The organism is Paraburkholderia sp. EG286B, assembly GCF_040965655.1.
Lineage (GTDB): Bacteria > Pseudomonadota > Gammaproteobacteria > Burkholderiales > Burkholderiaceae > Paraburkholderia.
The window spans coordinates 1-705 of the sequence record NZ_JBFRCF010000142.1 but is presented as its reverse complement, the minus strand read 5'-3'; the positions used below and the strand labels follow the sequence as shown (position 1 = coordinate 705).

Here is a 705-nt window from a genome sequence, read left to right as displayed (position 1 = left end):
TGCTCGATAGGACGGTGGTGGATCTCGACACGGCAACGCCGGCCTGGGCGAACCTGCCGGCCTCCGATCCGGACCCGCGCACGCTCGGCCTGAGCGCGCGCCACCTCGCCTACGTGATCTACACCTCCGGCTCCACCGGCACGCCAAAGGGAGCACAGAATGAGCACCGCGCCATCATCAATCGCCTGATCTGGATGCAAAGGGCCTACGCTCTCCAGGCAACTGATGTTGTGTTGCAGAAGACGCCGTTTGGCTTCGATGTCTCGGCCTGGGAGTTCTTCTGGACCTTGCTTGAAGGCGCGACCCTGGTACTGGCGCCACCAGATGCGCACAAACATCCCAATGCATTGGTCGACTTGATCGTTAGCCAGCGCATCACGACGGCTCACTTCGTGCCATCCATGCTGGTCAGCTTCTTGGATGCGAAGGGAGGTGAGCACTGCAGATCGCTGCGGCGTCTTGTGTGCAGCGGCGAGGCGCTTGCCGCCGCCAGCGTGCAGAAGGCTCGGCGCCTATTGCCCTGGACCGGCCTGCACAATCTCTATGGTCCAACGGAAGCTGCGATCGACGCGACCGCGTGGAGTTGCCCGGCTGAGTTTGATGGGGCCATTGTCCCGATTGGGCGTCCGATCGCGAACACGCGGGTGTATCTTCTGGACGGTCATGGCGCGCCTGTTCCGTTCGGGGTGATGGGTGAGCTTTACA

1 protein-coding gene is annotated in these 705 nt (G+C 62.6%); it reads left to right on the top strand.

Going from position 1 to position 705, the window contains the following annotated elements; all coding sequences use genetic code 11:
- On the top strand, positions 1 to 705 hold a 705-nt coding region (locus tag AB4Y42_RS44115), incomplete at both ends, for an AMP-binding protein (RefSeq protein WP_368697879.1).